Origin of the sequence: Bacteroides sp. AF29-11 (genome assembly GCF_003602895.1) — a bacterium.
Taxonomy (GTDB): domain Bacteria; phylum Bacteroidota; class Bacteroidia; order Bacteroidales; family Bacteroidaceae; genus Bacteroides; species Bacteroides uniformis.
Genome location: NZ_QTLY01000005.1, coordinates 23,533 through 49,005, shown reverse-complemented (window position 1 = coordinate 49,005; position 25,473 = coordinate 23,533). Strand labels below are relative to the sequence as shown.

Sequence of the window (25,473 nt, the reverse complement as noted above, 5' to 3'; positions counted from 1 at the left end):
TGTTTTATTATTTTGGGGGGATGAACACGAAAATACAAAGGCACAGAGATTCTTTTCAAATTAATTTCTATGTCTCTGTGTCTCTGTGCTTGCCCCCCTAAATTTCGTTTGCTGTGTCTTTTTCTTGTCGCACATAGACCGTTGACCTTCCCATTCCGCGGCGGCGCAGGAACCCTTGCCGGATGAATTTGTTCAGCTCGTCTATGGCGGCATGTCTGGTTAGTCCGCTCAATTGGATGTATTCGTTCTTGTTGATGCATACATTCTGCTTGAGGAACAGTTCCAGTTCGGCTTTTCTTGTTGCTTCGGTGGTCTCTACTACTTTTTTCGATTTCTTGGTAGTGGAGTGTACACGTTCCAACGTCATTTTCTTCTTGATGTTGTTGCGGAACGTGCTGCTGATGCGCAGGTGTACGTTTTGGAATTGGACGGATTCGGAGCGGATTTTCTTTTTCTCGTCGTCGGTCTCGCGCAGGCATTTCAGTGAAGTGCTGAAGAATCCGAGTTCTCCCAGCTCCACGATGTTTCCGTTGGCCAGCAAATCGCACAACTCGTCAATGCAGGCATCCAATGCTGCCCCTATCACATTCTTGGGCAGATGTTGGAAAGTTGCGATATGTTCCACAAACTCCTTTTGGGTATAAGTCCTTTTCGGGCAGATACGTGCATGGAGTGATTTCTTGTCTTCTTTCCCGTCGGGCGAAGGCGTTTCGTAAAGGTCGTAATACGCGCTCATAAGATATTTATTTTTGTTTATAGCGATAAACAGTTCTCGTCGCTTCGGGGAATTATTTTTGTCGCTAAGCGGATTAATTTTCTTCTTCCTAAAAACTAATCGTCCGACAACTGTTGCATTATCGTCCAACAGTTGTTTAATTATCGTCCGACAGCTGTCGGACGAAACAGAAATGGGTATGGGACGATTATTTCTTAGTGAACAAAGGTATAAAATATTGTGATACGAAGGGTAGTGTTTGGGGAGGAAAGTTTTAGTTTTCGGCAAAAGAGGGGGGATTGTTAAATCCCCAATAATAGGGACTGACCCGATGAAGGACTGGTCACTTACCTGGGGACAATTTGTCTCCAGGTAGAAATGGTAATAGATATAGGAAATGAAAGCAAATCACAACGTGTGTGCGTGTCTGTGTGTATTTGTTTTCCAAAGATAGTGAATCTTAATAAGACTCTCTCTGATTTCCCTACTATTTTGTATCTTTACACACTTTTCTTTATACATGAGTACTGACTAGAAATAAATCATATTGTGGAAATAACCCAACGCATTCGTCTCCTCCTTTCCGAAATGAACCGGGGAGTATACGAAAAAGAAACTGAAATAAACCTCTCCCTGCTGGCAGCTCTGGCAGGCGAGAGCATTCTGCTCCTGGGACCTCCGGGAGTAGCCAAGTCAATGGTAGCCAGGCGGCTAAAGTCGGCTTTTACAGATGCCCGTGCCTTTGAATACCTGATGTCCCGCTTCTCTACGCCCGACGAGATTTTCGGTCCTGTCAGCATTAGCCGACTGAAAGAATCCGACAAGTATGAACGTGCCATCGACGGCTATCTGCCCACAGCCGATGTCGTGTTTCTGGACGAAATATGGAAAGCAGGCCCTGCCATACAGAACACTCTGCTGACCGTCATCAACGAGAAACTTTTCCGCAATGGCGACAAGGAACTGCATCTCCCCCTCAAACTGCTCGTAGCTGCCAGCAACGAACTGCCCGCTCAAGGCGAGGGACTAGAAGCCCTATGGGACCGTTTCCTTATCCGCATTCTCTGCACCTGCGTCAAGCAGGAAGAATCTTTCTACAAAATGCTGCTGGACGATTCTGCCGACCATCCGGAAACGACTGCTTGCGAATGGCAAATCTCCGACCGCGAGTATGCCGAATGGCAAGCTGAGATACGCCGCGTAACCTTGCCTCTCGATGTTCTTTCCTGCATCACAGCCATTCGCCACGGACTGACAAGCGTAGAGATGCAAGACTCCGACCTGCGCCGCAATGTCTACGTCAGCGACCGCCGCTGGAAGAACATCGTGAAGCTGCTCAAGACCTCCGCCTTCGTCCACGGCCGCACGGAAGTCTCCATGACCGACCTGCTTCCCGTCTACCACTGCCTATGGAGTGAGCCTGATGAGAGCGTTGCCATCCGTGACATCGTTATCCGTGCCTTATTCGTGTCCCACACAAAACAGATTGCCGGTATCGCCTCCTCGCTGAAATCCGATTTGAAAGTCAGCCGTGTGCGCGAAGCCCTCGACAAAGCCCGCCTTGCCGGCGACCGTAGGGACGATGACCTGCTGATAACGGAACATTTCTACTACCAGGTGGAGAAACATGGTACGGGCAACACCTACATCTTTATCGTGGACTACAAAAATCTGAAGGAGTATAGCACCAAAGATGCCCCCACCTTGGGTGTAATGTATGCCGACCCCCTCAATCCCAAGCGTACAATCATCCGTGCCTTTGCCGACACCAGTGCCATGAAAGAGGAAGGCACCGAACGCGTCACCCTCTACCGCGACGACAAGCATCTCTACATCAACGGTGTGTGCTTCCCCATGCGGCGTCTGCAACGGGGCGAGGAGCAACAACTCTGGCTGGGAAACCTCTCCGTCACCGACCGTGATTACGAGACGGAACTGGATACCGCCGCCACCAGCATAGACCGGCTGGTAAGAGATTTGTCCGACAACCTTTTCGTCTCCGAAGAGGATAAAAAGAGCGTAGCTCAATACGTCTCCATCGTCCGCAAGGAGATAGCCTGGGCGCGTGTGGACATGCGCAAACTGAGATATGGAGACGAATAATCCTCCAGTAACCAAGAAGAAGATGAACACCACCGTCACCCGATATGACACCGCCTTCTATGTGCAGGCACTGGACCGTTTCGTTGCCACCGGAGAGTGCGCAGAGACGGATACCGAGCCCTTGTATGCCTATCTACTCTCTGTGATGAACGACTCCATGGTCAAGGTGCAGGTGCTGGGCGATGAGGTCTGTGCACGTATCTTTTACGACACCATGATTCAGTTCATCCAATTGAACTTGGAGAAGGAGAGGTACCACCTCCGGAAAAGCCAGTCGGAACGGACCGGGATGAAACTCGTGCTGGAATGGTCCATGGCAAAGCGGAAAGACGGCTGGCAAGCCTTGCTCCAGCAGATTTCCGACAAATACCGGGAGTACGGCTTCGACTCCCGTTTCTACCGCAGCCACTTCGGTACAGAAGGAGGATATGCGGACGATGAAGTCTGGGAGAAAATGGTGGACGACTGGGAAAACGCCTTCCAACTGAAGATGCACGAAGAAAAGGAGAAAGAGATTGCTTTCCGCAAAGATGCCCTCGAGCGCAGGCTCCGTTCCAATCTGAAAGACATCCCCGAGTACATCCGCCAGAACCGGGTGGATAAGGACGAATTCTTCCAGACCTGGGGCATGATGAGCGGCTTGTGGAATACTGTCGACTTTGAGCGTATACGGAAAATCGTGCGCATCCAGCGCTCTTGCCCCGAGATAGTGAAAGTGGCCCGCAAGATGGGGCGTATGGCAGACGACGAAGGACGTGAGCAAATCCGCGTTGCCGAGGGAAACGTCTACAAAATGGAGCACTCCTCCAAATGTGACATCCTGGGCATCAGTACCGGCAACGACCTCAATGCTCTGCTTCCCATTGAGCTTGCCCATTCCGCTGACAGTGAACTGGAAGATTTGTTCGTCTACAAATACCTTACTCGCAAGCTCCAGACCTTCCGTTATAAATCGGAAATCATGCAGCCTGCCCGGCGCATCGAAACCAAGCCTGCCCGTCCCAAAGGTCCGATGATTGTCTGTCTAGACACCTCGGGAAGCATGGCTGGCAAGCCGGAGAAGATTGCCCACTCCCTGCTGATAAAGCTCCTGGAGATAGCCGACCGTCAACGGCGGAACTGCTTTCTGATAGCCTTTTCCGTCTCCATTCATCCGATTGACGTAAGGAAAGAGCGGGCAAGGCTGCTCGAATTTTTCTCAAAGACAGCTTGCGGGGATACAGATGCCACCCGCATGCTGGAAGCCACGTTCCGCCTGCTCAAAGAAGGCAAGGAGTATATGAATGCCGATGTGCTTTGGGTCAGCGACTTCAAGATTCCTCATTCTTCACCTGTCTTTATGGAGGAGATTCGCCGTTGTCGGGAAGCCGGTACACACTTCTACGGTCTGCAGATTGGCATCACGGACAATGAGTGGGCACCATTCTTCGACCATATCTATCGAGTAGAATATACTCCTTCGCAACAGTATTAAAAGTTGATATTTACGCCTCCCATCACCGTGGCTTTCGGCATGGGGAAGCCTGCATTGATTTCATAGCGTTGCGCCAGCAGGTTTTCGCCCTTGACAAAGACGTCGGCAAAACTGCACAGACGGTAGTTGGCACGCAGGTTCCAGAGTACGAAGCTTTCCTGCTTCTCCTTGCCCGGGGTGACTGAGGTATGAAGCCCCTTCACGTATTGTATACCGGTAGACAGACTCCAACGTCCTTGCGTAAAGTCCGCACCGGCATAGAGTTTGTGCTCGGGAGCCGCCAGTACCGGATTCTCCATGTGCAGCCAGCTATAATTGGCATTCATCTGCCAGTGGCGGTTGATGCGGTATCCGAGGTTGGTTTCCACGCCCCAGTTCTCTATCTCGCCGGAGTTGACGTTCTTGCGCAGGGCAGGGTCCGTCATGATGATGTTGTCCCCGTTGATGTAGTAGAGGTTCACCCCATAGGACATGGCCCCTCCCAAAAGCTGCCCCGTAAAGGAGAGTTCATAGTTCATCAGGCTCTCCGCTTTCAAATCGGGGTTCTGTGGAGGGAACATGTACATCTCCCGGATGGTGGGGTTACGGAATCCTTTGCTCACCATTGCTTTCAGTTCTGCCTGCCGCGGCAGATGGAAAGCCAGTCCCCCTTGGGGAATCCATTCCGTGCCTACGTGCGAATGGTGGTCTATGCGGACACCGGCGTCCAGTGAAAGCCAGCTGTTGATGTCCTGCCTGAAATCCACATAGCCTGCAAATTCATCCATCTGCTTGTCCACGCCGGGGATGCGGTCACCAATCTGCTGTCCGGGTTTTGCCTCGTCGATGGCGACAACCTTGTTCCAGGACTCTCCGCCGAAGTGCTGGTAATCGAAACCTACGGTCAGGCGGTTGCCGGTGAAGAGCGTGGCGCTTTGATACCACGATATGCCCAGCATCCGGTCCTTGGAGTTGAAGTGCGACTTCTGGGGCTCTCCTCCGGGATGGTAGCCGTCATTAATCCTGTGCCGGCCCCAGTTGTAGAAGAAGCTCACGGCGCCGGAAGTGCGGTCGTAACGATTTTCCAGTGCGAAGGAGGTCATGCCGCGTGTGATGCGCGAGTCGTTGTCTATATACGGATTGTCGGCTTCGCCGGGATTGGAGGCGTTGAAGCGGGTGATGTTCACGTCGCCCCACAGCTTCCAGGTGTCGCTGAAGTCGTATCCCAGTTTGGCATAGCCGCCATACTGCTCAAATCCCATGTCGTCACGGTGTCCGTCGGTACGGTTGTACGAGCCGGTCACCACGCTGCTGAAACGCCCTTTCCTCACGCGGTTGGAGACTTCCGTCTGCAGGGTGTTGTAGGAACCGTATCCTATCTGCGCATTGGTTTTCACCCCGTCCTCCTGCATCTTGCGGGTGACGATGTTGATAACCCCGCCCATTGCATTGGACCCGTAGAGGACGGAGGCGGGACCGCGCAGCACTTCCACCCGTTCGGTCATCATGCTCTGGTAGGCGTCGGCGATGGGATGCCCCATCAAGCCCATGTATTGCGGGTGTCCGTCTATCAGCACCAGCAGGTTGGTTGTAGGTCCTCCGGCTGCGTTTACTCCGGCGCCTATACCGCGCAGGCTCATGCCTCCTGCGGCTCCCGTGGATACGCCGTAGCCCATGATGCCGCGGCTTGTGGTGAAAAGTCCGGGCACCTGCTCGGTCAGTGCAGGCAGGATGGAGGGCTGGTAGGTCTGTTCCAGTTGCCGGCGGCCCACTACGGAGATGGTCATTGGCAGGTGGCGGATGTCTGTTTCATTTCTTGTCCCGGTCACCACGACTTCATCAAGCTTGTAACTTTTTAGCCGGAGGCTGTCGGCAGGTGCGGACAGCATACTACCCGGAAGGGCGATACTTATTAAAATTGCGGTTAAAATCTTTTTATTCATCGTTTATCTATGGTTCTTTTTGCAAAGTTATACAACAAGAAGAATCTGTATATGATTGGTAATCCTTAAAATGGACAACCGGGGTTAAAGATAAGTCCGTTAAAGGGTTTCCTGCTTCAGCGCTTCCACAAACCGGTCTATCTCCTGCAGTTTTGCCGGGATGTCGATGCCTTGCGGACAGTGCGGGTTACATTGACCGCAACCGGTGCAGCGGTTGGCTTGGCGGAGACGGGGAACACTGCGGTCATAGCCTATCAGGAAGGCGCGGCGTGCCTCGCGGTAATTCTCGTCTTGGCTGTTCTGCGGCACGTTGCCCTCATTGATGCAGCGGTTGTAGTGCAGCAAGATGGCTGGAATATCCAGTCCATAGGGGCACGGCATACAGTATTTGCAGTCGTTGCACGGCACGGTGGGGTATTGCAGCATTCGCTGGGCGGTATCTTCCAGTAGGGTAAACTCCTCTTCCGTACATGGAACAAGCGGGGAGAAGGTACGCAGGTTGTCTTGCAGATGCTCCATGTACGTCATTCCGCTCAGTACGGTCAGCACATCGGGGAAAGTACCTGCAAATCGGAAGGCCCAGGAAGCCACGCTCTCCTGCGGGCGGCGTTGTTTCAGACGTGCCATCAAGTGGTCGTTTAGGCGGGATAGGCGTCCGCCCAGCAACGGCTCCATGATAACGGCGGGAATGTTGCGCTTCACCAGCTCGGCATATAGGTATTCGGCATCCGTGTTGCGGGTATTCACTTCTTTGGCATGCCGCCAGTCTACGTAGTTCAGTTGGATTTGTACGAAGTTCCATTTCAGTTCGTCATGGCGAGAGAGCAGGTCGTCAAAGACTTCGATATCTCCATGATAGGAGAATCCGAGGTTGCGAATACGTCCGGCTTCGCGCTCTTTCAGCAGGAAGTCCAGCATGCCATTGTCCAGATAGCGGGAACGGAGGGCTTCCATGCCGCCCATGCCGATGCCGTGCAGCAGGAGGTAGTCGATGTAGTCCACTTGCAGGTCGCGGAAGGAGCGGTGATACATGGCAAGGGACTCTTCGCGGCTGTGCGTGCTGGGACTGAAGTTGGACAGCTTTGTGGCAAGGAAGAATTTCTCCCGTGGGTGGCGTTTCAAGGCAATGCCCGTGGCGCGCTCCGACAGACCTTGCACATAGGCGGGGGAGGTGTCGAAATAGTTCACTCCGTGGGCAATGGCATAGTCTATCAGGTCGTTCACGGCTTCCTGGTCTATTTCGTCTCCATTCCCGTCGGCGCGTTTCCGGGTGGGCCATCGCATGCATCCGTATCCCAGCAGGGAAACCCGGTCGCCCGTGTTGGGATTGGTACGGTAGGTCATCTTGTCGGTTGGTATCTCGCCCAGCGCGGCCGATTTGCTCTCCCCGTTGTTCTTGTTGCCCGAACAGCCGTACAGGGCTGCTGCCGAGGCAAGCGTTCCTGCACCGGCGAGTTTGAAGAAATCGCGGCGGTTTATCTTGTTCTTATTGTCTTCTTTCATTGTGATAGGACTGAAATTATAAATGGATATTTGGATGATAAAGCTGCTTCAGATAGTTCTGTGCATCACATGGCCTTCCACATAAATGGCACTGAACGGACGCGACGGACAAAGGTTCTCGCATGCTCCGCATCCGATACAGCGTTCGGCGTTGACTACTGGTATCTTGATGGAGGCTTCGTCTTCCGGGTCTGAAGGAACCATCTGTATGGCACCGGCCGGACAATGGCGGGCACAGTTCCCGCATTCCATCTTGTCTGTGATGCAGATGCAATTCTCCTTAATCCATACGGCATGACCGATTTGGACGGCCGATTTCTCGGCGAGGCTTGTCAGATGGATGGCATCGGTAGGACACACCTCCGCACACTTGGCGCATTCGGGGCGGCAGTAACCGCGTTCGTAGGACATTTCCGGCTGCATCAGTTTTGTCAAGTCCGAAGAAGGACGGAGCACTTGGTTGGGGCATACCGATACGCAGAGCTGGCAGGCTGTGCAGTGTTGTGCAAAGTGGCGGGCGCTCAGTGAGCCCGGAGGAGTGATGGGAGTGGCGCGCTCGGGGATTTTTTTGTCCTCGATGATAGCCAGTCCACCGTCCACTTTCTTCTCCTGCGCCTTGAGGGCTGCCGTAGCAGCAAACACGGCAGTTGTAGAGAGAAATGCGCGGCGGGCGTCGTTTACCTGCTCCGGTGCCACGGAGGTTTCCTGGGAGACAGCAGCGGAGGCCGGCTTGCGGCGTGTGTAAGTGATGGCACCTTTCCTGCACTTGTTGATACAGTCCATACATGCCACGCAACGACTGTAATCTATTTCGTGTGCCTTGATGTTGATGCACGATGCCTTGCAGTTGCGGGCACAAAGTCCGCAGTTGTTGCACTTCTTTGTGTCAATCACCGGTTTCAGCAAGGAATACTTCGAGAGGAAACCAAGCACTGTACCTACCGGACAGATGGTGTTGCAATAGGTACGTCCGCCCCGCCATGCCAGCACGATGAGGACCACCAGAGTGACCGTGGCAATCAGCAGGGTAGGGAGACTCTTCATCCATACATCCGTTTCATAGAAGGCATAGCTGTCAGCACGTTCGGCCAGGTAGGCCAGTCCGTTGTTTGCCCACTGGTAGAGTGGGGAGAAAAGGCTGGAAACGATGCGCCCGTATGAGCTGTAAGGGGCCAGCAGCACGACAAAAGAGTTCAGTCCGCCGATAATGGCAAGTACGAATACTCCCAGCACACCGTAGCGTAGCCATTTCAGTGCGGACGAGTAGCGGAAACGGTTTTTCTTCCGTTTGGCGGAGAGCCAGGAAACAATGTCCTGGAATACTCCCAACGGGCAGATGACGGAGCAGTAGATGCGTCCGAATACCAAGGTCAGCACTGCAAGAAACAGTACTACACCGATGTTCAGTGCCAGCACGGCCGGCAGGAATTGTATCTTCGCCATCCATCCGAACCAGGCATGCAGTGTTCCCGTGAAGTCGAGGAACAACAGCGTGATGAGTGCGAAGAAGATGACGGCAAGGGTCAGTCTGATGGTACGTAGCATAAATGTATTGTATAGCGGTTAGTATTCGTTCTTTATACCTTTTTTCCCATCTCGTAGGCTTCGTGCATGGAAGGCTTGTCGTTTATCTCGCCCACCTTCCAGGCACCCACGCCATAAATGGTGCCGCATTCTTTGGGCTCTTCCAGGCAGTCGAGGAAGCCACGGAAACCATCGATGGTACGTTCCATCATGGGGACACTTTCTTCGGCGGCGGCGATGATGAAGTAGAACTCCTTGTTCTTTATTTCAAGGTAGCGTGCACAACAACGGTCAATCAGTGTCTTCATCTGCGCGCTCATGGTGTAGAAGTATACGGGAGTTGCCATGACGATGACGTCGGCGACAATCATCTTTTCCACCACTTCGGCGGCATCGTCCTTTTGTGGGCAGGGTTTGCCGTACATGCTGCATACGCTACATCCCGTGCAGTAGTTGATGTGCTTGTCTTTCAGGAAAATTTTTTCTACTTGATGTCCGGCTTCTGCGGCACCGCGCATGAATTCGTTGCACAAGAGGTCAGAGTTTCCATTCCTGCGGGGACTGGAGGAGAGGATTAATACTTTTTTGCTCATATTCGTTGTTCGTTAATTAGTAAATGATTACGTGCTACAAAAATAGGCCGGTTTTATGAGAACGGCAGTATACAAATTACGGTTGTTGTTACCTAAATTACTGATTCATTCCAAAAGTATCTCCCGTTCGATGCCGGTGTCTTTCAGAAATTCCCGGTCGTGGCTGATGGCAATTACGGTGCCGGCGTAGTCGCGTATCGTTGCCGTTATTATTTCTATGCTCTCGATGTCCAGATTGTTGGTGGGTTCGTCCAAAATGAACATGTCCGGGGTATTGTCGGCAATCATCAGGCAGCAGAAGGAAAGACGCATCTTTTCGCCGCCACTCAGTTTGCTGCACGGCTTGTTCCACACGTCGCGGGGAAAGAGATAGCGGTTGAGGATGGTTTTCACTTCATGTTCCGGCAGGTGGCGGTGGTTGAAAGCTTCTGCTTGTTGGAGTACGCTGCGCTCATTACGGACGAGGGAGTATTCTTGGTCCAGATAGACGGAGGTGAAGCCGGCACGCTCCATCACTCCGTCGGTGGGGTGCAATTCGCCCATGATGAGTTTCAGCAGGGTTGTTTTTCCACTGCCGTTTTTTCCTTTCAGGCTGAGGCGGTCGCCGCTTCTTAGCTGGAAGGTGAGGGGAGAAGCCCAGAGACTCTTTGCAGCCGTCTCCGTGTGGGGTGTTTCTACGGGGGAGGCTGTATGGTCGGGATAATGGAAGTTGACGTTCCTTGCCGTAATCAGAATCTTGCCCGTATGCAGATGGGAGGTGTTGAAGTCTGTTTTCAGCTTGTCCGTCTGCGACAGTAAACTTTTGATGCCTGCCATTTCCGTCTGCAGCTTTTCCGCTTTCTCCGCATGTATGCTGCTGAGTCTGCTACTGCTGTTTTCCGCATTGTTTTTCAGTGCTCCCATCATGATGCGGGGAATCCCCTTTTTAATGGAGTTTTTTTCTCCCCGCACATTCTGTTTGGCCTTCCGTTCTTCTACTTCGCGTGCCACTTTGCGTACAAGGCGCAGGGCTTTCTGCTTCTCTTCTAGTTGTTGGGTGAGGGCGTTTTGTTGCAGGGTCTTCTGTTTTTTGTAGAAGTCGTAGTTTCCGCTGTAATACGTCAATCCCTGGGAGGAGAGTTCGCAGATGGCAGGCAACTGATTCAGTAGTGTGCGGTCGTGACTGATGACGAGCACGGTAGCCGATGTCCGTCGTATCAAGTTATACAGACGTTCCCGTCCATCCGCGTCCAGATAGTTGGTCGGTTCGTCCAGCAGGATGGCTGTTGGGTTGTGCAACTCCATGCCTGCCAGGAAGATGCGGGTCTTTTCGCCGCCGCTAAGTCCTTCCATCGGACGGGAGAGTGTGATACCGTCCAGTCCCCAGCTGTCGAGAGAAGCCTGGGCGCGTTCTTCCACGTTCCAGTCATCATTGAGCGTATTGAAGTGCTTTTCGGTAGCGTCACCGCTTAGGATGGCATGCAGGGCAGATAGCTTGTGGCTGATTCCCAAAGCTTGTGCTATTGTCTGCCGGTCGTATTGTCCGAAGTGCTGGGGCACGTAGTACAGATGTTCGGGGCGTAGCACCGTTCCCGAACTTGGTGACAAGTCTCCTGCCAAAATGCGCATGAGGGTAGACTTGCCGCAACCGTTATTTCCGGTCAGGGCTATTTTATCTTCGGAGTTGATACTCAAGTGGAGGTGTGAAAACAAGATTTCCTTATCTGCATGGATATAGCTAAGGTCTTTAATGATAAAGCTCATAAGTTTCTACTGTGTTTTTAGAAGTAAGAATGATAGGGGAGATGCAAGCATTCCCCGAAATTGAAATTCTCGAAGGGGAGGGGTACGGACAAACACAGCATTGGCTAAACATCTATATAGGTGATGCTCAGCGTTCAGTCTGAAAAAGCATGTTGATAGTGATGTTTACCGAAACGTGTTGTCTTTAGTCGGATATTCTCATCGGTGGAATTAATTGGTTAGTGGGTGCAAAGGTAATGATTTCCACTGAATAACAAAGGTTTTTTGCGATATTAATATCGTGTCGTCAAGAAGTTAATATCGTGTTTGCAAGAAATTAACTTCCTGCAGACACGATGTTAATACTTTATTGGTACTGTTACTTCATGGCCGAAGCATCGAACGAGAGTGGCAGTAATTCTCCCACATTCTTCAGCTCGTAGATTCCCTTTTTGCCATATAGCAACACCCTCATGGGATGCTTGAAGCGCTTCTCCGTTTCGAGCATCACTTGCCGGCAGGCGCCGCAGGGAGGGATGGGAGACTCCAGGAATTCGTTGTGCTCGTTGCGTGCGGCAATGGCGAGGGTGGTTACCGCCTGGTCGGGATGTTGGGAGTTGGCATAGAATAGGGTGGTACGTTCTGCACACAGCCCGGAAGGATAGGCGGCGTTTTCCTGGTTGGTGCCGGTCACTACAATACCGTTTGCCAGTCTGGCCGCAGCTCCTACCGAGAAGTGGGAGTAAGGGGCATAGCTGCGGTTGGTAGCCTCGCGGGCGGCATCCATCAGTTCGCGGTCGGCGGCATCCAGTTCTTCATAGTCGTATATCTTGACGGCGATTTCGATATTTAATTCTTTCATAAGGCAAAGGGTTATATTGTAATTAATGTTACAAAGATAGAAAAGAGATTGGTTATTTCAATTCTTTTACGGACTTTTGTGCAGAACTCAACATTTTAAGCATGAAACGGATTTTCAGACTGACTGCTATCATAGCATTTCTTTTTATTTCCATTACAACAGTGCAGGCACAACGCCGGAATGCCCGCTACAATGAGTATATCAAACAGTATGCCCCCCTTGCCGTGGAGCAGATGCAGCGTCATAAGATACCTGCCAGCATCACGCTGGCCCAAGGGCTGTTGGAGAGCGGTGCCGGATACAGCGCGCTGGCGCGCAAGAGCAACAACCACTTCGGCATCAAGTGCGGAGGCAACTGGCGCGGACGGACAGTGAGGCATGATGACGATGCCCGCAATGAATGTTTCCGCGCTTATCGCAATCCGAAAGACTCTTATGAAGACCATTCCGATTTCTTGAAAAGGGGAGCACGTTATGCTTTTCTTTTCAAACTGAAGATTACGGACTATAAGGGTTGGGCGCGCGGCTTGAAGAAGGCTGGCTATGCTACCGACCCGTCGTATGCCAACCGACTGATAACCATTATCGAGGATTATGAACTGTATAAGTACGACAGCCGTGGCATGAGCAAGCGCGATGCCCGCAGCTGGGAGAAGGAACTGAAAAAGAAGCCTTGGCTGGCCAATCCGCATCAGGTGTACATTGCCAACGATATAGCTTATGTAGTGGCACGCGACGGAGACACCTTCCAGGTGTTGGGCAAGGAGTTTGACATCAGCTGGAAGAAGCTGGTGAAATACAACGACCTCCATAAAGAATATACACTGGAGGCGGGAGACATTATTTACTTGAAAGAAAAGCGCAAGAAAGCCGCCAAACCCCATACCGTCTACATAGTGAAAGACGGTGATTCCATGCATACCATTTCCCAAAAGTACGGCATTCGTCTGAAGAACCTTTATAAGATGAATCGTAAGGATGCGGAATACGTGCCGGAGATTGGCGACAGATTGAGATTAAGATAAAGAAGCTATCCGAAAATGTACAGGGTGTCCGAAAACGGACACCCTTCTTTTTTGTCTTTTCGCTTACTTTCAGGGGGTTATGATTTTGGCATGGATTTAGTATATATTAAGCGTTATGTTCGCAAACAATAAAATTTAAAGATATGGATAGAGAAATTCCGAAAGAAGTGCGTAATAAAGAACGCAATAAGAAAATCATCCGCTACGGTGCTATCGGCGTGGCAGGTATCGTAGTGGTCAGTGTACTCATTTCATTGATGCGTACGGGAGTGAAGGAGAAAGACCTCGTTTTCTCCCAAGTGGGTAAAGGCACGATTGAAGTCAGCGTTAGCGCCTCCGGCAAGGTAGTCCCGGCATTCGAGGAAATTATCAACTCGCCCATCAATACCCGCATTTTGGAAGTGTACAGAAAAGGTGGCGACAGCGTGGATGTAGGTACCCCCATCCTGAAACTGGACTTGCAGAGTGCCGAGACCGACTACAAAAAGATGCTGGATGAAGAGCAGATGCGCAGCTACAAGCTGAAACAGCTGAAACTTGACAACCAGACCAAGCTGACCGACCTTCAGATGAAAATCAAAGTCTCCGCCATGAAGCTGGACCGCATGAAGGTGGAGCTGCGTAACGAGCAGTACCTTGATAGCCTCGGTTCGGGCACCACCGACAAAGTGCGCCAAGCCGAACTGAGCTACAACGTGGCACAACTGGAATACGAGCAATTGCAGCAGCAGTATGCCAACGAGAAGGAAGTGCTGGCTGCGGAATACCAAGTGCAGGAGCTGGATTTCAGCATGTTCCAAAAGACACTGGCCGAAACCAAACGTACGCTCGACGATGCGCAGGTGCGTTCGCCCCGGAAGGCCATCCTTACTTATATCAACAATCAGATTGGTGCCCAGGTTCCCGAAGGCTCACAGATTGCCGTCATCTCCGACTTGAGTCACTTCAAGGTGGAAGGCGAGATTGCCGATACTTACGGTGACCGTGTGGCTGCCGGTGGCAAGGCCATTGTGAAGATTGGCAGCGAAAAGCTGGAAGGTTCCGTAAGCAGTGTTACTCCGCTTTCAAAGAATGGCGTCATCTCCTTTACCGTGCAGTTGAATGAGGACAACAACCGCCGACTGCGTTCCGGTCTGAAAACCGACGTCTATGTGATGAATGCAGTGAAGGAAGACGTGATGCGCATAGCCAATGCCAGCTATTATGTGGGACGTGGGGAGTATGAACTTTTTGTACGCAATTCCGACAAGGAAATTGTAAAGCGCAAGGTGCAGCTGGGCGATTCCAACTTTGAGTTTGTAGAAGTGGTCAGTGGCTTGCAACCGGGTGATGAAGTGGTGGTGAGCGATATGAGTAACTATAAGAACAAGAATAAGTTGAAGCTAAAATGATAAAGGTTTACTTGAAACAAGCCTGGGAGCTGTTGAAGCAGAATAAACTGTTCAGCATGCTCTACATTGTGGGTACGGGGCTGGCCATTGCCATGACAATGATTATGGCGGTGGTGTATTATGTGAAGATTGCGCCCGTCTATCCGGAGGTAAACCGCATGAATACGCTTTACCTCAGCAATTCAAAATTCACGCAGGGAAATGGCAACAATACCAGGACCATGCAATGGGCTGTTTCCTACAAGGCGCTGCAAGACTGGTTCTATCCCGTAGAGAATGCTCTTGTCGTTTCGGCCGAGCTGCATAATGACTTGTCGGAAAACAGTTATATACAGCCTGCCGACCGTAGCGGTGATTTTCCGGTTATGGTAAAGTTGACAGACCCTGCTTTTTTCAAGATATATTCTTTCCAATTCCTGGAAGGCAGTCCATTCACGGCATCCGACCTGGCAAGTGGCATTTCCACTGCTGTCGTTACCGATGATTTGGCACGCCGCTTGTTCGGTACGACGGAAGAGGTAGTAGGACGCTCGTTCAGCCTGAACTATATCGACTACCGGGTTTGTGGAGTGGTGCGTAGCGCCAGTTACCTCACCTCCAAATCCTATGCACAGCTTTACGTACCTTATACGGTGTCGCCCGATTACAGCAGTCCTAAATACAACCTTCCCTATCTGGGAGCTTTCAACGCTACCTTTCTGGTGAAGGACGGTAAGCAGGGAGATGCTCTGCGGGCTGAGATAAAGGAAATCTGCCGTAAGGAGAATCTTATGCATCCCGATGAATGGCAAGTGGATTTTTGGGAGCAGCCCACCTCCCATCTGTTGAGTGTCTTTAAGACTTATGCAGGTATGGAGTTTGACCTTTGGGCCACAGTGCGCCACTTCCTGCTTGTCCTGCTCGTATTGCTATTGGTGCCTGCCCTGAATCTGAGTGGCATGATATCGAGCCGTATGGAGGGACGCCTGGCAGAGATGGGGGTGCGGAAGTCGTTTGGAGCCGGACGTAAGATACTGCTTTCACAAGTGATGTGGGAAAACCTGCTGTTGACTGCACAGGGTGGAGCATTGGGCTTGCTGCTGGCATGGCTGGCACTTTACACGGGACGCGAGTGGATATTTACGGTACTCGACAGTTGGCCGGGCATGGTGCCCGAAGGAGTGGATGTCCGCGTATCGGGTGAGATGCTGTTTGCTCCGTTGGTTTTTCTCGCAGCATTGGTGCTGTGTGTCGTACTGAATCTGTTGTCGGCCCTTATACCGGCGTGGTATTCCTTGCGGAAACCGATTGTGAACTCACTGAATGAAAAACGATAAGACACGGGAGGTTGGTATGTTTAAGTTAATATGGAAGAATCTTTGGGCGCGCCGCCGCAAGAACGGATGGTTGTTGGCCGAATTGATATTGGTGAGTATCATCAGTTGGGTTGTATTGGACCCGGTGATTGTGGTCACGCACGACCGTAATATCCCGTTGGGCTATGATGCGGAGCGGCTTTGCCTCATTTCATTGGGCGCATTGCAGCCCCAGGCACCGGGATACGACGCCGAAGCGCAGGACTCTGCTACGTTGGTGGACAACTATTATAATCTGGTGCGTTATGTCAAGGACTTTGACGGTGTGGAATCGGCCACTCCCGTGCTGGGATTCTGTTATCCCAATTCTTCGGGAAGTTCGAATAGTCAATTGTTTGCCGAAGGGGATACGATTCCCTTATCTATTATGATGATACAATTTCTGCCTCATACAAACTTTTTTGATACGTATGGTTTCCGTTCCGGTAAGGGGCGGACACCCGGACAGCTGTCCGACTACGCCTATGCCCCGAATGACATTGTACTGACGGAGAATGCTGCCGAACAGTTGTTTCATACCAAAGACGCGCATGGCAAACGCTGTGTAAGCAGAGACCATGGAGATACCTTGTACATGCCGGTTGTCGGTACGATAGGAGCCATGAAGATGTATAGCGAGTGGCGTCCCGTCCCCGTTGCATTTATGCCGATGCTTACCATCGATACAAGTTATATCCCTGAAAGTGCCCATATCTTGGTACGCCTCAAAGAAGGTGTCAGCATGGAGCGTTTTCTGCACGATTTCCGTCCCTGGATGGTGAAGGAGATGAGGCGGGGCAATCTGTTTGCCCGCAGTGTCCGTTCCTATGAGCAGATTATAACGGAGAGCGAAGCCAGCAATTCCACACCGATTTACCGTCGTAATCTGGCGATGGCGGCTTTCTTCCTGGTGAATCTTTGCCTGGGTGTCATCGGTACCTTCTGGTTGCAGACACGTACGAGGCGCGAGGAAGTGGGAGTGATGCTGTCGTTCGGAGCTACACGCAGCGACATTGTCCGCCTGCTGATGGGCGAAGGCACGGTATTGACCGTGGTCGCTTCACTGACTGGTTTTCTGCTCTATTTGCAATATGCACTGAAAGAAGGGCTGGCCAAAGGGCAGAATTGGGTGGAGAGCACAGAGAGCTATTGGGTGTCGGATTTCACCTCGCATTATCTGCTCGTGTCGCTCGTCATCTTTCTGATACTGCTGGTGGTAGTGTTGGTGGGAATCTATATCCCGGCGCGCAACATCAGCCGCATTCCACCTACGGAAGCTCTGCGTGACGAATAGATGAAAACGGACAAGGTGTTCATTTTCGGACACCTTACTGCATGTATAAATAGCAGATAATCAATAATAAACGGTTTTGGCACAACTTTTGACCTCTTGAAGCAGAAATTGTGCGGAATAGAAACGGAACAGAATAATAACAATTAAATACTTACCATTATGATTAAGTTAACTGGCATCAACAAGATTTATCGTACAAACGAGATTGAAACCGTGGCATTGGAAAATGTAAACCTCGAAGTGAACAAGGGAGAATTTCTCAGTATCATGGGACCCTCCGGTTGTGGAAAATCTACGTTGCTGAACATTATGGGTTTACTGGATGCACCTACCAGCGGCACCATCGAAATAGCCGGTACGAAAGTGGACGGCATGAAGGACAAGGAGCTGGCTGCTTTCCGTAACCGGAAGTTGGGTTTTGTGTTCCAGTCTTTCCATCTGATTAATTCGCTGAATGTGCTGGATAATGTGGAGTTGCCTTTGCTCTATAGAAAGGTGTCTGCCAAGGAACGTCGTCATCTGGCGGAAGAGGTATTGAAGAAGGTCGGTTTGAGCCACCGCATGCGCCACATGCCTACACAGCTTTCCGGCGGTCAGTGCCAGCGTGTAGCCATTGCCCGTGCCATTATCGGCAACCCGGAGATAATCCTCGCCGATGAGCCCACCGGTAACCTGGACTCCAAGATGGGTGCCGAAGTCATGGAACTGTTGCATCAACTGAACAAGGAAGACGGACGTACCATCGTGATGGTGACCCACAATGAAGAGCAGGCCAAACAGACCTCACGCACCGTCCGCTTCTTCGACGGACGTCAGGTGGAATAATTACTGCTTAGTCAACTGTCAACTATTAATTATCAACTATCAATTAATGAAATGCAAACCGTAAGACAAGCTTTTACTATCTTGAAGCAGAATCCGCTGCTGAGTACAATTTCCATACTGGGTACGGCATTTGCCATTACCATGATTATGGCTATTGTGATTATCTGGCAAACGAAGTATGCCGATTTGGAACCGGAAGTGAACCGTAGCCGGTGCCTTTACTTTTCTGCCATGCATATAAGCAGCAAGACAGAGGAAGGGGTACAAAACTATAATACTCCTTCACCGGCATTTATGAAAGAATGTATACAGCCGCTGTCCGAAGTGGAAGCTTGTACTGCTTTTGCTCCGGCCGGTGCCGCTTTGGTGTCTCTTACAGATGGCAGCAACCGGGTGAAAGTGGACGCCATGCAGACCGATCAGGGTTTCTGGAAGGTATTCAGCCTGCAGTTCATGGCAGGACACGGTTTTGGCGAAGAGGACCGTGCGGGAGGTACAAAAGCAGTTGTGGTTTGTGCTTCTGTAGCACGGAAACTGTTTGGTACGACGGATGCGGTGGGGCAGCAATTGTTGTTGAACCGCGAACCGGCACGTGTGGTAGGAGTGGTAAAGGATGTTTCTGTCACCGCAAAGGATGCTTACGCACAGGTATGGAGCATGTATCCGGCAGATAAGTTGGAAGTGACTTCGGTATGGAGCTACGGCGGTGGTGTTCATATTGCTGTGCTGGCACGTACATCCGACGATTTCCCGACCATTCGTCAAGGTATTGCCAAACGGGTAGAGGCTGTCAATGCAGGATTGGGAGACATGCAGATAGACATCATGGAGCAACCGGACGACATTGTGGCGCATGTGAACCATGTATGGTCCAATGTAGGGCCGGATGTGACGATGCTATACCTGCAATATGCCATTGCATTGTTCATCATTCTGTTGGTGCCGTCGCTCAATTTGTGCGGACTGAGTAACAGCCGGATGCAGCAGCGCACTTCGGAGCTTGGAGTACGTAAGGCCTTCGGAGGAACGTGCGGTGTATTGATACGCCAAATTCTGAATGAGAATCTGGTGCTGACACTGCTTGGAGGTGTGGTAGGACTGTTGTTCAGCTACGTAGCTGTATGGGGAATGCGTACCTGGCTCTTTACCAATAGCCAGAATATCGGTACGGCCGGTGACTTTAGCTTGAGTATGGAGGCATTGTTCAGTCCTTGGGTATTCCTGCTGGCTTTTACTTTCTGTGTGGTCATCAATACGCTTAGTGCCGGACTGCCTGCATGGATGGCGGCAAGACGGACAATTGTAGATTCACTGAACGATAAATAAAACAAGAAGTATTATGAAATTCATTGTACACAACTTACGCATGATATGGGCACGCCTGAGCAATAGTGGGTGGGTTTTGGCCGAACTCTTTTTGGTATTCATCGTGATGTGGTTTCTTTGCGATTCTCTGGGATGTATGAAATATACTTTCTATCGTCCGTTGGGATATGATATCGACCATGTTTATCGTCTTACTACGGTCCGGGGAGGCGAGAGTCGTGATACGACATTGCTCGATGCCGACAAATACCTGAATATCCTGAAAAGGTTGGAACAAGAACCTACCGTAGAGGCTGCCTCGTTGAGTTATTGGAGCTTGCCTATGAGTGGCGCGAATAGTTATAACTCGCTGGCTGTACAAGATACCATCGGGGTGGGCGGGCGTATGATTTATGCTACCGGTGGATATACCCGGGTTTTCCATATGCAGGAGGAACAAGGGCGGACTTTTGCCGCTTTGCCTATCGGTATCAATAATGTGATGTTGAGCCAGGCTATTGCCGATGCTTTCAAGAAGCGGCTGCCGGAATTTTCGCTCAACACACCGTTGACATGGCGTGGAGATACGGTGAATACGGTTACTCAAGGTGGCATTGTCGGCAGCTTCCGCGATTATCGCTATGGCGATGACGCTCATTGGATTTTTATGCGCCTGGGCGAGCAGCTTATGCGTGAGGAATTCGGTGATCAGCAGGCGCAGATTGTTTTCCGTGTAAAGCCTGCTGCCGACGGGCCGGACTACCGGGAACAATTTCTCCGCGAGATAGCGCCGAGGCTGGACACGGACAATATATTTGTTGCCGACGCGGAACCTTACACGCAAATGCAGGCACAGTTCGAAGTGCTGTATGGAGATACGGACAAGGTGAACAGTCAGACAATAGTGGTACTGTTCCTCTTGGGAAATGTCTTCTTGGGACTGATAGGAACTTTCTGGGTTCGTACGCGCCGTCGTCGCTCGGAAATAGCCTTGCGGTTGGCGATGGGCAGTACCAAGCAGCAGGTCTTTTCCCTTCTTATGGGTGAGGGGTTACTGCTGTTGGCGTTGGTTACTCTGCCTGCCATGCTGATATGTTACAACGTAGGCATTGGCGAGTTCACCATTGGACGTACCGCATTGATTGCCACCTGGCCGGTGGAGTGGAGCATGATACGCTTCCTGATAGGCTCGCTGGCAGCTTGGCTGTTGATAGCGCTGATGGTGATGATGGGCATTTGGTATCCGGCACGGCAAGCCATGAAGATAGAGCCGGCAGAGGCGCTGCATGAAGAATAAGAAAATAATATCAACGATAAAAAAAGAACGTATCGTCTGTTTGTATCAAACACATCACTTGTTTGGGGCAAATACATCATCCGTTCGTACTAAACACATTATCTGTTTTTTTTGAGTAAGTAATCATCGTAATAAATAAGTAAGAATATGAAGACAAATATTATAGGTGTTATCATCGCATTGGCATTGGCATTTGCAGGCGTAATTTGTGCATGGGGACAAGATAACAAAGTGAGTGAAGTGCGTAAGGTGGAGGCTTTCTCATCCATTAGGATAACTTCTGTGGGTACGGTTTACTTCACACAGAGCGACAGCTACTCCCTACAGATTGAAGGACGGGAGAAGTACGTGAAGAATACGGAGAGCACAGTGAAGGACGGCCATCTCACCATCGGCTTCAAGAATAAGAAGATGCGCAACCAAAATGACGGTGTCACCATCCGTCTCTCGGCTCCGGACTTAGAGATGGTGGAATTTATCGGTGTGGGTGAATTCAACTGTGAGGAACCCTTGAAGCTGGATAAGCTGGAGTTTGAAGTGAAAGGTGTGGGTGATGTGCATGTGAAGGATTTGACTTGCCGCGACCTGCGGGTGGCTTTGCGGGGTGTGGGTAGTGCCGACATCCATGTAGTTTGCGATTATCTCTCTGCCAAGGTGGGGGGAGTCGGCGAAATTACTCTGAGCGGAACTGCCGGGCATGCTGACATTTCTAAAGGAGGCATAGGCGGGGTAAATACTGGTAATTTGAAAATAGGCCGTTAAGATGATAAAGCAATACTTCACACAAGCCTGGGCACAGTTGCGGCAGCAACCGATGATTAGTGCCGTCAGCATAGCCGGTACGGCACTTGCCATCTTCCTCATCATGCTGGTGGTGATGATGCAGCAGGTGAAGGTAGCTCCGTTTGCTCCGGAGAGCAACCGCGACCGCTTTCTACATGTGCATTATATGAGCATCACCAACAAAAGCTGGGGAGAGGGAAACAGTTCCAACGGACCGATGGGAATAAAGACTGCGCTTGAGTGCTTCAAATCGCTGAAGACTCCCGAAGCAGTAACGATTTATACCTGTATGGTCATTTCTACCCCCGTGAATCTGCCGGGACAACCTGCAACGGGTATCGACCTGTTGCAGACAGATGATACTTTCTGGCGTGTGTTTGATTTCTCTTTTGTTGCCGGGAAACCTTATGACCAGGCTACATTCGATGCCGGACTACCCGTAGCGGTAATTACGGAAAGTGTAGCGCGCAGGTTATTCCAGACAACGGAGGCTGTTGGTCGCGAATTCCTTTTGAACCATGCTCCTTATACAGTGTCCGGCGTAGTGAAGGATGTTTCTACTTTGGCCAACACTGCCTATGCGCAGGTATGGGTGCCCTATACTTCTACTGAGATAACGAAAAGCACATGGAGTGATGAGCATATGGGGATGATGAGCGTTACCATTCTGGCGAAAAGCCGTGATGATTTTCCCGCTATTCGTGAGGAGACGGAACGCCGCCGTCAGGAGTACGACACTGTAATTGGCGAGAATGGTTATTCGTTGATTTACCGTAACCGTCCTTATGACCAGGAGAAAAATGCCGCAGGAATGGCTGCCAACATCGAACCGGACGTGGACCAGGCACGCAGGCAGCGTCTCATTATCTTCATCATTCTACTGATTGTTCCTGCCATCAACCTCAGCTCGATGACGCAGAGCCGTCTGCGCCAGCGTGTGGCAGAGATTGGTGTGCGCCGGGCATTCGGTTCAACGAGACTGGAACTGATGGGGCAAATCATTGCAGAAAATCTGGTGGTGACATTGCTGGCAGGGGTGATGGGATTGTTGCTGAGTGTAGCATTCGCTTATTTGGGAAATACACTGCTGTTTGCGCAGGAATTCAGCCAGACGCTGAGTCCTCCGGCAGTGGATGCAAGCATATTGCTGCATGGCTCCACCTTTGGCTGGGCGTTGTTGTTCTGCTTTGTGCTGAACTTACTAAGTTCCGGTATTCCCGCATGGCGTGCATCAAGAATAGGGATTGTAAATGCATTGGGCGGACGTTTGCATAAATAACTCCATCACAAAACATTAATCATTGAAGAAAATGACTAAGAAACTTCTTACACAGATAAAGAATGAATGGCTCTCAAACCTATGGTTGGTGTTGGAGTTATTGGTAGTGAGTGTAGTGATGTGGTACGTGGTAGACTATCTCTACACGCGCGCCGCCACCTATCTGGAGCCGAGAGGCTTTAATATAGAGCACTGCTACCTTATAGAGTTGGGGGAACTGACACCCAAAAGTCCCGACTACATAGCCGGGCATACCTCTCAGCAGACCCACGATGACATAGCCGAGTTGTTGGAGCGTCTGCGTCGTCGGCCGGAGATAGAAGCGGTCAGCCTTTCGCAGAATTCGTATCCTTACAACGGAAGCAATTCAGGCGCTGAAGTAAGCTATGACACTTTGCGTTCTCCCGGTTGGACCATCCGCAGGTTAGTGACACCGGACTTTCCCCGTGTATTCCGCTATCGGGGCACGCGTGGCGAGACACCCGAACAATTGGCTGAAATGTTGGAGCGCGGGGAGTTTATGGCTTCGGATAACCTCTACCGGAAATACGACTGCCGGATGACAGATCTCGTAGGCCAGCGGTTCTATCTTTTTGGTGATACTACGAAGACCTACCGGCTGGGTGCTGCACTGCAAAATGTACGCTATCACGATTATGACCAGGCGCGAAGCTCATATTCCATGATGGTGAAGCAGAGTTTCTACTATATCGGTCTCGAACTTTGTGTCCGCGTCCGTGAAGGGCAGGACAATGACTTCATTGAGAGGCTGAAGGCAGACAGTGAGAGCCAGTTCCGCATAGGCAATATCTTCATTTCGGAGATACGTTCTTTCAAGGATATTCGTCGCAACTACCAGCAGGCATGGACCAATGACATCCGTAACTATGTGATGGGTATGGGATTCCTGCTGCTGAACATTTTCCTCGGCTTGCTCGGAACATTCTGGTTCCGTACGCAGCAACGCCGTTCGGAGATAGCACTGCACAAAGCGCATGGAGCGACAGACCGTGCCATCTTCAGCCGGCTGCTTAGTGAAGGGATATTGTTGTTGGCAATTGTCACCCCCGTTGCATTGCTCATCGATTATAATCTTGCACACCTGGAGTTGAATTCCTGGAGGAACGGTACGACGTTGGAGTGGGACCGCCTGCTGCTCTGTGCTGCCATCAGCTTTGTGCTGATTACCCTAATGATTGTCATCGGTATAGGTATTCCCGCCCGCAAGGCGATGAAGGTGCAGCCTGCCGAAGCATTGCACGATGAATAGAAAGCTATGGAACAAATTTTAGCTCTTATCCGCCAGAATCCCTTTTTCAGTGCTGTTTCCGTCATCGGTACGGCAGTGAGTATAACCTTTGTCATGGTCATTTACATGGTGTATGACATCCAGACGGCTGACTTGGCTCCCGAGTCGCACCGCAGTAGCATGGTATATTCTTCTTATGGATACTCTTACCGCAAGTCCGACCACAGCAATTCCAATACGGGCATGTCTTATCGGGCTGTCAACGCTATTTTTGCAGAACTTCCGGGTGCGGAACTTGTCACCTATCTGGGACCTACCTATCTTAGATACTGTGGGGATTCGCCCGTGCGGGGAATGCGCCGTACGGTTCGTCAGGTGGATTTGAACTATTGGCGTGTCTACGATATCCCTCTTGTGGCGGGCCGTCTTTTCAGTACCGAAGAGTTCGATGCTTGCCGGGATGTCGTGGTTATAGGCGAACAGCTTGCTCGCGAAGCTTTCGGGTCTGCCGAAGCAGCCATTGGCAAAAATTATTTTGTCAACTTTCGCCCTAAGCGCATTGTCGGGGTCACCAAGGATGTGAGCTCTCTGTTCACATTTGCCTATGGAGAGTTGTGGATGCCTTATTCCACCCGGGATTCCGGTCTGGGCAGTGAAGGGCTACGGGGAGATTTCGAGGCTGTGGCCCTTGTCAAGCCCGGTGTTGGCAGAGAGGAACTCAAGCGGCAGATAGAACAGTCGCTTGCCCGCTTCAATGAGACACTGGTCGAATATGAACTGGAACTTCCCGATCTCAGCACTTATACGGAACGGCAGTTCTTCCGTAATGACACGATGAGTCCTGCCGTAACCTGCATCATCCTGGGTTTGATATTGCTTATTGTGCCCGCTATCAATGTCAGCGGACTTATATCTTCGCAAATGTCCCGTCGCATGGCTGAGCTTGCGGTAAGGAAAGCATACGGCGCCAGCCGTTCTACCTTGATGGTGCAGTTGCTCCGCGAGAACCTGGCCTTGGCATTTGCCGGCGCATTGCTCGGTTTTCTCTTTTCGTGCATATTCCTATGGCTGGGTAAGGACTGGATGCTTGGCGATGGTGCTCCCGGAACGAATTTTGATGTAAGCGTCTGGCTCTTCCTCCGTCCTGCGGTTTTCGTGGCTGTATTGGTGGTGTGTCTGTTGTTCAACCTGCTTTCTGTGTTTATTCCTGCCTGGCATGCCACCCGTCGCCCTATAGCCGAGGTTCTTGGCGGAGAATGAGCGGATAAACGAA

20 protein-coding genes are annotated in these 25,473 nt (G+C 51.0%); 13 read left to right on the top strand and 7 right to left on the bottom strand.

Annotated elements, in window-relative coordinates; translation table 11 throughout:
• Window positions 1–97: 97 nt before the first annotated feature.
• Window positions 98–736, bottom strand: coding sequence for an HU family DNA-binding protein (locus DWZ03_RS09565; RefSeq protein WP_022400812.1), 639 nt, complete (start codon window positions 734–736; stop codon window positions 98–100).
• Between the two features lie 528 nt (window positions 737–1,264).
• Here DWZ03_RS09565 and DWZ03_RS09560 point away from each other — a divergent pair.
• Both DWZ03_RS09560 and DWZ03_RS09555 read left to right on the top strand, forming a co-directional pair.
• Window positions 1,265–2,818 (top strand): AAA family ATPase, encoded by a 1,554-nt coding sequence (locus DWZ03_RS09560; protein WP_057282091.1) that lies wholly within the window; start codon window positions 1,265–1,267, stop codon window positions 2,816–2,818.
• A 22-nt stretch (window positions 2,819–2,840) separates the two neighbouring features.
• Entirely contained in the window at window positions 2,841–4,292 is a 1,452-nt protein-coding gene (locus DWZ03_RS09555; RefSeq protein WP_120129989.1) for a hypothetical protein, read from the top strand.
• On the opposite strand, the gene DWZ03_RS09550 is transcribed toward DWZ03_RS09555, so the two are convergent.
• From DWZ03_RS09550 to cdd, 6 genes are all read right to left on the bottom strand, one after another.
• Window positions 4,289–6,160, bottom strand: coding sequence for a TonB-dependent receptor (locus DWZ03_RS09550; RefSeq protein WP_394801234.1), 1,872 nt, complete (start codon window positions 6,158–6,160; stop codon window positions 4,289–4,291). The genes DWZ03_RS09555 and DWZ03_RS09550 overlap by 4 nt on opposite strands.
• Window positions 6,161–6,313: 153 nt before the next feature.
• Complete coding sequence (locus DWZ03_RS09545) at window positions 6,314–7,717, bottom strand: aldo/keto reductase (RefSeq protein ID WP_120129781.1); 1,404 nt, start codon at window positions 7,715–7,717, stop codon at window positions 6,314–6,316.
• A 48-nt stretch (window positions 7,718–7,765) separates the two neighbouring features.
• Complete coding sequence (locus DWZ03_RS09540) at window positions 7,766–9,262, bottom strand: 4Fe-4S binding protein (RefSeq protein WP_120129778.1); 1,497 nt, start codon at window positions 9,260–9,262, stop codon at window positions 7,766–7,768.
• A gap of 32 nt (window positions 9,263–9,294) precedes the next feature.
• A complete protein-coding gene (locus DWZ03_RS09535) occupies window positions 9,295–9,834 on the bottom strand; it encodes a flavodoxin family protein (protein ID WP_120129775.1) in 540 nt (179 codons plus the stop codon).
• A 105-nt stretch (window positions 9,835–9,939) separates the two neighbouring features.
• Window positions 9,940–11,577: an ABC-F family ATP-binding cassette domain-containing protein gene (locus tag DWZ03_RS09530; protein ID WP_120129773.1), complete on the bottom strand. Its 1,638-nt coding sequence runs from the start codon at window positions 11,575–11,577 to the stop codon at window positions 9,940–9,942.
• 358 nt (window positions 11,578–11,935) lie between these two features.
• Complete coding sequence (cdd, locus tag DWZ03_RS09525; RefSeq protein ID WP_005831168.1) at window positions 11,936–12,418, bottom strand: cytidine deaminase; 483 nt, start codon at window positions 12,416–12,418, stop codon at window positions 11,936–11,938.
• A 101-nt stretch (window positions 12,419–12,519) separates the two neighbouring features.
• Here cdd and DWZ03_RS09520 point away from each other — a divergent pair, with 101 nt between their 5' ends.
• From DWZ03_RS09520 to DWZ03_RS09470, 11 genes are all read left to right on the top strand, one after another.
• Window positions 12,520–13,443: a glucosaminidase domain-containing protein gene (locus tag DWZ03_RS09520; protein WP_120129770.1), complete on the top strand. Its 924-nt coding sequence runs from the start codon at window positions 12,520–12,522 to the stop codon at window positions 13,441–13,443.
• Between the two features lie 143 nt (window positions 13,444–13,586).
• Window positions 13,587–14,834, top strand: a complete 1,248-nt coding sequence (locus DWZ03_RS09515) for an efflux RND transporter periplasmic adaptor subunit (RefSeq protein ID WP_016274396.1) — start codon at window positions 13,587–13,589, stop codon at window positions 14,832–14,834.
• Entirely contained in the window at window positions 14,831–16,150 is a 1,320-nt protein-coding gene (locus DWZ03_RS09510; RefSeq protein WP_120129767.1) for an ABC transporter permease, read from the top strand. The genes DWZ03_RS09515 and DWZ03_RS09510 overlap by 4 nt, the downstream gene beginning before the upstream one ends.
• Window positions 16,151–16,166: 16 nt before the next feature.
• Window positions 16,167–17,462: an ABC transporter permease gene (locus DWZ03_RS09505; protein WP_117866827.1), complete on the top strand. Its 1,296-nt coding sequence runs from the start codon at window positions 16,167–16,169 to the stop codon at window positions 17,460–17,462.
• Between the two features lie 159 nt (window positions 17,463–17,621).
• Complete coding sequence (locus tag DWZ03_RS09500) at window positions 17,622–18,287, top strand: ABC transporter ATP-binding protein (protein ID WP_022400800.1); 666 nt, start codon at window positions 17,622–17,624, stop codon at window positions 18,285–18,287.
• A gap of 51 nt (window positions 18,288–18,338) precedes the next feature.
• On the top strand, window positions 18,339–19,613 hold the full coding sequence (locus DWZ03_RS09495; RefSeq protein WP_120129764.1) for an ABC transporter permease: 1,275 nt from the start codon (window positions 18,339–18,341) through the stop codon (window positions 19,611–19,613).
• A 13-nt stretch (window positions 19,614–19,626) separates the two neighbouring features.
• On the top strand, window positions 19,627–20,889 hold the full coding sequence (locus tag DWZ03_RS09490) for an ABC transporter permease (RefSeq protein WP_016274401.1): 1,263 nt from the start codon (window positions 19,627–19,629) through the stop codon (window positions 20,887–20,889).
• Window positions 20,890–21,036: 147 nt separating this feature from the next.
• A complete protein-coding gene (locus tag DWZ03_RS09485) occupies window positions 21,037–21,651 on the top strand; it encodes a GIN domain-containing protein (protein WP_016274402.1) in 615 nt (204 codons plus the stop codon).
• A 1-nt stretch (window position 21,652) separates the two neighbouring features.
• Window positions 21,653–22,951: an ABC transporter permease gene (locus DWZ03_RS09480; RefSeq protein ID WP_005831154.1), complete on the top strand. Its 1,299-nt coding sequence runs from the start codon at window positions 21,653–21,655 to the stop codon at window positions 22,949–22,951.
• A gap of 31 nt (window positions 22,952–22,982) precedes the next feature.
• Window positions 22,983–24,221, top strand: coding sequence for an ABC transporter permease (locus DWZ03_RS09475; protein ID WP_057282098.1), 1,239 nt, complete (start codon window positions 22,983–22,985; stop codon window positions 24,219–24,221).
• Window positions 24,222–24,227: 6 nt separating this feature from the next.
• Window positions 24,228–25,460: an ABC transporter permease gene (locus DWZ03_RS09470; protein ID WP_120129761.1), complete on the top strand. Its 1,233-nt coding sequence runs from the start codon at window positions 24,228–24,230 to the stop codon at window positions 25,458–25,460.
• The last annotated feature ends 13 nt before the right edge of the window (window positions 25,461–25,473 follow it).

Excerpts from the sequence above, each read along its gene's own strand:
- DWZ03_RS09475 (WP_057282098.1), top strand. The coding sequence starts at position 22,983 with ATGACTAAGAAACTTCTTACACAGATAAAGAATGAATGGCTCTCAAAC.
- DWZ03_RS09550 (WP_394801234.1), bottom strand. The coding sequence starts at position 6,160 with ATGCTGTCCGCACCTGCCGACAGCCTCCGGCTAAAAAGTTACAAGCTT.
- DWZ03_RS09470 (WP_120129761.1), top strand. The coding sequence starts at position 24,228 with ATGGAACAAATTTTAGCTCTTATCCGCCAGAATCCCTTTTTCAGTGCT.
- DWZ03_RS09485 (WP_016274402.1), top strand. The coding sequence starts at position 21,037 with ATGAAGACAAATATTATAGGTGTTATCATCGCATTGGCATTGGCATTT.
- DWZ03_RS09505 (WP_117866827.1), top strand. The coding sequence starts at position 16,167 with ATGTTTAAGTTAATATGGAAGAATCTTTGGGCGCGCCGCCGCAAGAAC.
- DWZ03_RS09520 (WP_120129770.1), top strand. The coding sequence starts at position 12,520 with ATGAAACGGATTTTCAGACTGACTGCTATCATAGCATTTCTTTTTATT.
- DWZ03_RS09565 (WP_022400812.1), bottom strand. The coding sequence starts at position 736 with ATGAGCGCGTATTACGACCTTTACGAAACGCCTTCGCCCGACGGGAAA.
- DWZ03_RS09480 (WP_005831154.1), top strand. The coding sequence starts at position 21,653 with ATGATAAAGCAATACTTCACACAAGCCTGGGCACAGTTGCGGCAGCAA.
- DWZ03_RS09530 (WP_120129773.1), bottom strand. The coding sequence starts at position 11,577 with ATGAGCTTTATCATTAAAGACCTTAGCTATATCCATGCAGATAAGGAA.
- DWZ03_RS09500 (WP_022400800.1), top strand. The coding sequence starts at position 17,622 with ATGATTAAGTTAACTGGCATCAACAAGATTTATCGTACAAACGAGATT.
- DWZ03_RS09515 (WP_016274396.1), top strand. The coding sequence starts at position 13,587 with ATGGATAGAGAAATTCCGAAAGAAGTGCGTAATAAAGAACGCAATAAG.
- DWZ03_RS09540 (WP_120129778.1), bottom strand. The coding sequence starts at position 9,262 with ATGCTACGTACCATCAGACTGACCCTTGCCGTCATCTTCTTCGCACTC.
- DWZ03_RS09535 (WP_120129775.1), bottom strand. The coding sequence starts at position 9,834 with ATGAGCAAAAAAGTATTAATCCTCTCCTCCAGTCCCCGCAGGAATGGA.
- DWZ03_RS09555 (WP_120129989.1), top strand. The coding sequence starts at position 2,841 with ATGAACACCACCGTCACCCGATATGACACCGCCTTCTATGTGCAGGCA.
- cdd (WP_005831168.1), bottom strand. The coding sequence starts at position 12,418 with ATGAAAGAATTAAATATCGAAATCGCCGTCAAGATATACGACTATGAA.
- DWZ03_RS09510 (WP_120129767.1), top strand. The coding sequence starts at position 14,831 with ATGATAAAGGTTTACTTGAAACAAGCCTGGGAGCTGTTGAAGCAGAAT.
- DWZ03_RS09490 (WP_016274401.1), top strand. The coding sequence starts at position 19,627 with ATGAAATTCATTGTACACAACTTACGCATGATATGGGCACGCCTGAGC.
- DWZ03_RS09495 (WP_120129764.1), top strand. The coding sequence starts at position 18,339 with ATGCAAACCGTAAGACAAGCTTTTACTATCTTGAAGCAGAATCCGCTG.
- DWZ03_RS09545 (WP_120129781.1), bottom strand. The coding sequence starts at position 7,717 with ATGAAAGAAGACAATAAGAACAAGATAAACCGCCGCGATTTCTTCAAA.